Here is a 7,407-nt window from a genome sequence, read left to right as displayed (position 1 = left end):
CGCTGTTCCCCCACGGACCACTCCCCCAAGTGGCTCAGTCCGTCGAGACTCTCAAAGTCAAAAGATCAGCGACGACGAGAAGAAGACTTCTCCCCGTAATTCCCCGATCTGTCGATCATCCCAATAGCCCGATTGCCTTCACCGCTTGGGATCAAGGTTCACAGACCCGCGGCTCGGAGACAGCGCCGACGCCGAGATGCCGAGCAGCGTGGACTTCCCTGCTCCGTTCGGACCGAGTAGCAGTGTGATTCCAGCAGGAAACCGAAGGCTCAATCTATCCAGAACGAGGTTGTTCCGCCGGTAACCGTATGAGCAATCATGAAGGGCGAGTGACAAAATCATCCTCGAAATGATGGGGAACCGGTGCCACCCGAAATGGCTGCACCGGCTGCGGCAAGCGATTACGGACTCGCCGGGTTGAGCGCGGGACGCTGGCGGCGTGCAGGACGACGTTGGTGGCGACCTCCGACACCAGCAGGCAGGCCATCTCGGCGCGCTCGTCGGGGACGCCCCAGCTCGCGAACGCCTCCAGGGCCATGCGCCGGGCCGCTCGCCCCTGGCTCGTGCGTCCTACCGCGACCAATGGGCCGCGCGAGCCGGTTCGTCCGCGACGGGAACGTCAGCGCTGGGTCTGGGTGTAGACGGCGAGCATGACGATGACGAAGGTGATCATTACCCCGGTGTAGGCCATCGGGCCGAAGCGCAGCATCTTGCGGACACGGTTCAGACCCCACGCGAACAGGAACGCCAGGAAGATCAGCAGGATCAGTCCGCCGTTGTCCACCGCTGCCTCCGGAATTCACTCGCTGAGTCCCGCCCCGCGCGGGACCGCCCGTGGAGCCTGCCTACGGGAGCCTCCGCTGACCAGTATGCGGCCGATCCGCGCCCGGCGCGTCGTTCTCGACGACACGCCTCCGGTTTTCCGGCCCTCAATGCGGAGAGAGGTGCGCGAGGCGGGGCATTCGGGCGCGTTTCCGAGCAGCGCACATCCGGTTAATTGACGCCACGACGGCGAACCACTGCGAGTGTCCGCAATTCAGCGAAAACAGCCGAATACAGCAGTTGATTTTCCAGCACTCAGCGATTTTACCCTTCCAGGGATAATCGCCGTACAATTCGCGGCCTTGCAGCGGGTATTTGTGACCACGGCGCCACAGTAGCGGGCGCCAAGAAGGTCTAATTCACGGGAACAGAGAAATGGGAGAAATCAAGTGATTTCTCGGGACAAAGCACGGGTCTCCCGCATGCCCATCTGGACGGTCACTGCGGCGACGCTGATGACCGGTGGGCTCTTCGCCTTGGTCTCTCCGGCGGCCGAAGCCTCCGTCGACGTACGACCCGTCGCCGGGTACACGATGGCGCCCGACGTTCTGGCGACGCTGGTTCGTCACGAGGGCCACGGGTGCCCCGGCGTCGCCGCCGTGTCCACGGACGACGATTGCAAGCCTCGGAAGAAGAAGCACTGCAAGGGATGCGTCGGGCCGCAAGGACCACCCGGACCAGAAGGACCGCAAGGAACCCAAGGAGCACAGGGACCGCAGGGACCTCCTGGAACGTCCGGTTCGTGGATTTCCACCGCATTTCAGGGCAACAACAGGTTCATCGGTTTCGCACCGGGCGACGGCAGCACGCTCGTGCGTGACCCGCGGACCACCCCGCCGTGGCACAACCTGAGCTCTGTTTCGGGGTATCCAGGGAATGTGACCGGTTTCTCCCTGTCGGTGATGGGAAACACCCTGCACGTCACCGTCGTGAACAAGTCCGGCGCCATCGCGCAGACGCAGTGCACCGTGAACCCCACTCCGGGGACGGGCATGAATCCGGCCTGGCCGGGCAACTGCGCCACGTTCACCAATTTCACCCCGCCGACGCGGACGATGACGGCCCGCTAGCCGTAAGTTCGGGAAATGGCGGAAAGCGGCTGTTCATCGCGCGCGACACGCGACGACCGCCGGAAATGACACACGTGGGCGATCAGGAACGTCACGCCCTGGTCGCCCACGGAATGACCCCTACGACGGGCCCCGCGGAAAACCGTTCAACGGGGAAACCCTCGGCGGGTCAGCGGCCTCTGGTCGGGATTTCGAACCAGACGGCCTTGCCTTCCTTCGTCGGGCGGGAGCCCCAGCGCCTGGCGAGCTGGTCCACCAGGTAGAGGCCGCGGCCGCCCTCGTCGTTCTCACCGGCGCTGCGGATGCGGGGCAGGCGCAGGTCCTGGTCGAAGACCTCGACCCAGATCGACTCCTCGCCCCGGCGCAGGCGGAGGGTGAACTCCTTCTCGTTGACGATGTCGGAGTCGAACCCAGGAACGTCCCACGACTCGTCGAAGGGCAGCGGCGGACCGTCCAGCACGAGCTCTCTGCGCGGGACGCTGGCGCTGGCGGCGTGCAGGACGACGTTGGTGACGACCTCCGACACCAGCAGGCAGGCCATGTCGGCGCGCTCGTCGGGGACGCCCCAGCTCGCGAAGGCCTCCCGGGCCATGCGCCGAGCCTCCCCCACCATGATCGGCTGGGCGGGGAACGTGCGCTCCTCGTACTTGAGCTCTTTGCCGGCGGACCGGATGACGAGGATCGCCATGTCGTCGTCGATCTCGCCGGGCACCGCCCGCGTGGCGGCCTCGGCGATGCGCTCGACCGAGTCGGCCGAGGCGTCGGCGACCGTGTCGCACAGGACGCGCAGGGTCTGCTCGTCGGTGAGCGGGGCCTCGCCCTTGGGCGGGCGCCGGTCGACCAGGCCATCGGTGTAGAGCAGGAGCGCGGCGCCGGGCGGCAGCGTGCGGCTTTCCTCCTTGTAGACCAGGTCGGCGTGCATGCCCTTGGCGCTGACGCCGAGCGGCTGGCCGACCTCGGAGATGTCCAGCTCGCGCACCATGCCGTCGACGATCAGCAGCGGCGGGGAGTGGCCGGCGTTGGCGAACGAGAGCTGCCGCGACCACGCGTCGTAGACGAGGTACTGGCAGGTGACGATGGGCGGGGTGCTGACGTCGGCGCCGTAGTCGTCGCGCTCGGGCGGGCCGATGATGCGCGTCCACTCGTCGAGCCGGGCGAGGATGTCGGCCGGGGACTTGTCGTCCTGGGCGAAGGCGCGCAGCGCGGCCCTGAGCTGGCCCATGACGGCGGCGGCCTTGGCCCCCCGGCCCTCGACGTCGCCGATGACGATGCCGACGCGGCCGGCGGACAGCGGGATCACGTCGTACCAGTCGCCGCCGACCTGGGTCTGGATGCCCTGGCCGTGCGAGGCGAGCGGGGCCGCCGGGTAGTAGCGGACGGCGATCTCCAGGCCGTCGAGCTGGGGCAGCTCGCGGGGCAGCAGGTACTTCTGGAAGGACTCGGCGGTGTGGCGCTCCTCTTCGAAGAGCAGCGCGTTGTCGACGGCGATGGCCACGCGGGTGGCGATGGCGCCGACGAAGTCTCGGTCGAACGCGTCGTAGTGGGGCGAGCGGCGGTCGGTGAGGTTGGACAGGCCGAGGTACATCAGGCCGAGCGTCTCTCCGCGCGCGCACAGCGGCGCGACGATGGCGGAGGTCATGCCGATCTCGCCGCAGAGCTTGGCGCTCTCTTCGCTGGGCGAGGGGTAGCTCATCTGCGCGAAGTCCTCGACGATGATCGTCTCTTGGCGGCGCATGGCGATCTCGGCGTAGTGGCCCGCCGGGTACCGGATCTCGGAGCCGACGGGCCGCCAGGTGCCGGGCGGAGGAGTCCAGCCCTTGACGTGCGTGGAGACCTTGCGGACGAGCCGGTCGCCCTCGGTGAGCTCGATGAAGCAGTGGTCGGCGAACTGGGGGACCAGCATCTCGGCGACCCGGTTGAGCGTCTCTTCGACGTACAGCGAGCTGGCGAGACGCTCGCCGATGCGTTCCAGCAGGCCGAAGCGGTCTTTCTCGCGCTCGTTGCTGCGCATCGCCTCGCGGGCGGTGATGACGACGCCGGTGACGGATCCGGAGGGGTGGCGGAGGGGGACGGCCTGGGCACGGACGTAGATGATCGTGCCGTCGGCGCGCAGTACGTCGAAGGTGCCCTCCCAGACGCCGCCCTTGAGGACGTGCTTGGCCAGTTCGACGGCCAGCGGGTGGTCCTTCTCCATGATCCCTAAGGACAGGACGGCCTGCTCGCCGTCCGGCGTGCGGTCAGGGCGGCCGAACAGGCGCTCCGCGAACGGGTTCCAGTAAAGGACGTTGCTGAAGCGGTCGGTCACCACCATGGCCATCTCGGCGTTGTTGAGGACCGAGTCGGGTGTGAGGTGATCGGCCGCGTCCTGCGAAAGGTCCCCCCATCGCTTCATCTTGCGGCCACCCCCTGAAGGGGGTAAATCCCGTAGAGGACCACATGCGCTCCTGGAGCAGCCTCGGCGGCCTGCCGTGGGCTTCCCAGCGGACCCGGGAAAGCCGGGTTGTCGGACATGGAAAGGGGGGACTTTCTACCGGGAGCCAACCAAGCAGGCCCTGGACGGTCAGCGCCTGGATACGAAGACGTGCGCGGCGACATCGCGCGGGAGGTCCGCGGGAGTGTTGTCCGCTTCATCGTCACCTGTCACCCGTACACCGTCGTCGCTCGCCGCGAGCGTCACCTCGCGTCCGGGTTGTATCCCAACTTGCTTGAGTTTAAGCATCACGACAGGATCACTTTGCACTTGTTCGCTGATCCGTCGCACTACTACCGGGATGTCCCCCGGCCCCGCGAGGTCGGCCATCGCCGACATCATCTCGGCGGCGGTGGCGCCCGGCTCCTCGACGCCCAGTTCGTCCAGGCCGGGGATGGGGTTGCCGTGCGGGCACACCACCGGGTTGTCGAGCAGGGTCACGAGGCGGGTCTCGACGGACTCCGACATGACATGCTCCCAGCGGCACGCCTCGATGTGGACCTCTTCCCACGGCAGGCCGATGACCTGTGTGAGGAGGCACTCGGCCAGGCGATGCTTGCGCATGACCCGGGTGGCGAGGGCACGGCCGAGATCCGTCATGGCGAGGTGGCGGTCGCCCTCGACCTTGACCAGCCCGTCGCGTTCCATGCGGGCCACCGTCTGGCTCACCGTCGGGCCACTTTGCTGCAACCGTTCGGCGATGCGGGCGCGAAGAGGGGTGATCCCCTCTTCCTCCAGCTCGTAGATCGTGCGGAGGTACATCTCAGTGGTGTCGATGAGGCCGTGTGCGGTCAAGGCTCCTCCCCTCCCAATATCGATGCTACGTCCCGCTTCCAGGGGTTACAGCCATGTGTGACGGGGCTGTGGGACCGGCTTCCGGAAGCAGGGATTCGGTGTCGGAACAGAGCTTACGCAGACCGACTGACAGATCGGTCCGAGATGGGGAACGTGATCGTTCCTCATTATCTCAAGCCCCTGGACAACCCGTGTCACACCTACAACTGAGGAGACGACTGAGGAGGCCGCGCCTCGACCGGACGATCTTTCAGAGTGTCGTACTTCCAGAAGGCCGGGACGGCGAGGCCGGCGATCACGACGATCGCGGCGCACAGCAGCCCGCCGCCCACCCAGGCCGGTCCGAGCCCGAACGCGCTCGCCGTCGAGCCCGCCCGCAGGTCCCCGAGGCGGGGCCCTCCGGCGACCACGACCATGAACACGCCCTGCATCCGCCCGCGCATCTCGTCCGGGGCGTACGTCTGCAGGATCGTCTGCCGCCACACCGACGAGATCATGTCGATGCCGCCGCCGACGGCGAGCAGGGCCACGACCAGCCACAACGGTCCCGCGAAGGCGGAGGCGGCCACCGTGAGGCCCCACAGCGCGATCGCCACCGTCAGCGCGACGCCCTGGCGGCGCACGCGGCCGACCCACCCGGACATCAGGCCCGCGGCGACCGCGCCGATGGCGAGGCTGGCCGAGAGCCACCCGAACGCGACGGGCGAGCCGCCGAAACGCTCGGCCGTGATCTCGGGGAACAGGGCCCTCGGCAGCGCGAAGGCCATGGCGATGATGTCGACGACGAAGGACATCATCACGACCGGCTGCCCGGCGATGTACCGCAGTCCGTCCACGACCGAGCGCAGCCCTGGCCGGGACACCGCGCCCAGGGGATTCAGACGCGGCAGCCGGACGGCCGCGTAGAAGCCCGCGCCGAACAGGACGGCGTCGATGAGGTACGCCGTCCCGTACCCGCCGCGGGCGAGGACGAGGCCGGCGAGCAGCGGGCCGAGCACCGAGCCGGCGCTGCTGACGAGGAAGTTGAGGGTGTTGGCGGCGGCGACGTTGTCGAGGGGCACGAGCCGGGGGATGATCGCGCCCCGGGTCGACGAGCTGACCGCGAATCCGGTGGACTGCAGCGCCACCGCGACCAGCATGAAGTAAACGTTTTCCGCGCCCGACAAGGCATGGAGCAGCAGAGCGAGGGTAGCTAGCCAGGCGACGACCGAACCGGTGAGCAGCAGCTTACGACGGTCCACCGCGTCGGCGACGGCACCGCCCCACAGCCCGAACACCACGAGCGGGATGAGGTTGGCGGGGCCGAGCAGTCCAACCCACAGGGAGGACTGGGTGATGTCGTACACCTGGGCGCTGACCGCCACCGAGGTCAGCTGGAAGCCGACGAACGAGACGCCCTGCCCGATCAGCAGCCGCCGGTACGCGGGGACGCGCAGCGGCCTGGTGTCGACGGCGATCCGTTTGAGCCCAGACTGGACGACCCCCGCCATTCCCCACCCCGCCGACCCCGGAAACTCTAAACATCTCCGGGCACTTTACCCATGGGGTCCGGTCAAGGACTCAGGGGGCGAGGCGTTCCACCATCCACGCCGTGCCGGTCCAGCGGTAGCGCAGCCGGTCGTGCATGCGGTCGACCTGCCCCTGCCAGAACTCGACCTCCGAGGGCACCACGCGGAAACCGCCCCAGAAGTCCGGCATGGGCGGGTCCTCCGGCCAGCGCTCGGCCAGCTCGGCGAAGCGCGCGTCCAGTTCCTCCCGCGAGCGCACGACCGCCGACTGGCGCGAGGCCCAGGCTCCGATGCGCGAGCCGTACGGCCGGGAGTGGTAGTAGGCGGCGGAGTCCTCGCGGGAAAGACGTGTGACTTTTCCCTCAACGCGAACCTGGCGGCGCAGCGGATGCCAGGGGAACAGCAGGCAGGCACGGGGGTTCTCGGCGAGGTCTCGGCCCTTGCGCGACTCGTAGTTGGTGTAGAAGACGAAACCCCGCTGGTCGTACCCCTTGAGCAGGACCGTGCGGGCGGTGGGCAGGCCTCCGGCGGAGGCTGTGGCCAGCACCATGGCGTTGGGCTCGGGAAGTCCGGCCTCGACGGCGTCGGCGAACCACGACGCGAACTGCGTGACCGGATCGGCGGCGAGGTCCTCCTCTTTCAGAGGACGACCCTCGTATGTACGGCGAAGCCCGGCGAAGGACGGCGGGCTCGAAGCGGCATCCACGACCGGTATTCTTCCGCGTCCGGCGGCGCGGCCAAG

Annotated in this window: 8 protein-coding genes; 1 reads left to right on the top strand and 7 read right to left on the bottom strand. The window is 68.0% G+C overall.

Annotated elements, in window-relative coordinates; translation table 11 throughout:
* Positions 1-138: 138 nt before the first annotated feature.
* From AB0M95_RS15145 to AB0M95_RS15135, 3 genes are all read right to left on the bottom strand, one after another.
* Positions 139-342 (bottom strand): ATP-binding cassette domain-containing protein, encoded by a 204-nt coding sequence (locus tag AB0M95_RS15145; protein WP_363764004.1) that lies wholly within the window; start codon positions 340-342, stop codon positions 139-141.
* The gene (locus tag AB0M95_RS15140) at positions 317-538 is read right to left on the bottom strand and encodes a hypothetical protein (protein WP_363764016.1); all 222 of its coding nucleotides are present in this window, start codon (positions 536-538) and stop codon (positions 317-319) included. Before AB0M95_RS15140 ends, AB0M95_RS15145 begins: the two co-directional genes overlap by 26 nt.
* An 81-nt stretch (positions 539-619) precedes the next feature.
* The gene (locus AB0M95_RS15135; RefSeq protein WP_181871120.1) at positions 620-784 is read right to left on the bottom strand and encodes a hypothetical protein; all 165 of its coding nucleotides are present in this window, start codon (positions 782-784) and stop codon (positions 620-622) included.
* 916 nt (positions 785-1,700) lie between these two features.
* Between AB0M95_RS15135 and AB0M95_RS15130 the strand changes: the two genes are divergently transcribed.
* The gene (locus AB0M95_RS15130; protein ID WP_363764001.1) at positions 1,701-1,892 is read left to right on the top strand and encodes a hypothetical protein; all 192 of its coding nucleotides are present in this window, start codon (positions 1,701-1,703) and stop codon (positions 1,890-1,892) included.
* Positions 1,893-2,061: 169 nt separating this feature from the next.
* Here the strand turns inward: AB0M95_RS15130 and AB0M95_RS15125 are convergent, their stop codons facing one another.
* From AB0M95_RS15125 to pdxH, 4 genes are all read right to left on the bottom strand, one after another.
* Positions 2,062-4,284, bottom strand: a complete 2,223-nt coding sequence (locus tag AB0M95_RS15125) for a SpoIIE family protein phosphatase (RefSeq protein WP_363763998.1) — start codon at positions 4,282-4,284, stop codon at positions 2,062-2,064.
* Positions 4,285-4,452: 168 nt separating this feature from the next.
* The gene (locus AB0M95_RS15120; protein WP_358525638.1) at positions 4,453-5,157 is read right to left on the bottom strand and encodes a metal-dependent transcriptional regulator; all 705 of its coding nucleotides are present in this window, start codon (positions 5,155-5,157) and stop codon (positions 4,453-4,455) included.
* Positions 5,158-5,357: 200 nt separating this feature from the next.
* Positions 5,358-6,647 (bottom strand): MFS transporter, encoded by a 1,290-nt coding sequence (locus AB0M95_RS15115; protein ID WP_363763995.1) that lies wholly within the window; start codon positions 6,645-6,647, stop codon positions 5,358-5,360.
* 70 nt (positions 6,648-6,717) lie between these two features.
* On the bottom strand, positions 6,718-7,371 hold the full coding sequence (gene pdxH / locus AB0M95_RS15110; RefSeq protein WP_358525641.1) for a pyridoxamine 5'-phosphate oxidase: 654 nt from the start codon (positions 7,369-7,371) through the stop codon (positions 6,718-6,720).
* Positions 7,372-7,407 lie beyond the last annotated feature (36 nt).

Source organism: Sphaerisporangium sp. NPDC051017, from assembly GCF_040683095.1.
Classification (GTDB): Bacteria; Actinomycetota; Actinomycetes; order Streptosporangiales; family Streptosporangiaceae; genus Sphaerisporangium.
This window is presented reverse-complemented; position numbering and strand designations above follow the sequence as displayed.

What these genes read in the sequence shown, in the direction of transcription:
- AB0M95_RS15125 (WP_363763998.1), bottom strand. Translation starts at nt 4,284, where the DNA reads ATGAAGCGATGGGGGGACCTTTCGCAGGACGCGGCCGATCACCTCACA.
- AB0M95_RS15115 (WP_363763995.1), bottom strand. Translation starts at nt 6,647, where the DNA reads ATGGCGGGGGTCGTCCAGTCTGGGCTCAAACGGATCGCCGTCGACACC.
- AB0M95_RS15140 (WP_363764016.1), bottom strand. Translation starts at nt 538, where the DNA reads ATGGCCCTGGAGGCGTTCGCGAGCTGGGGCGTCCCCGACGAGCGCGCC.
- AB0M95_RS15145 (WP_363764004.1), bottom strand. Translation starts at nt 342, where the DNA reads ATGATTTTGTCACTCGCCCTTCATGATTGCTCATACGGTTACCGGCGG.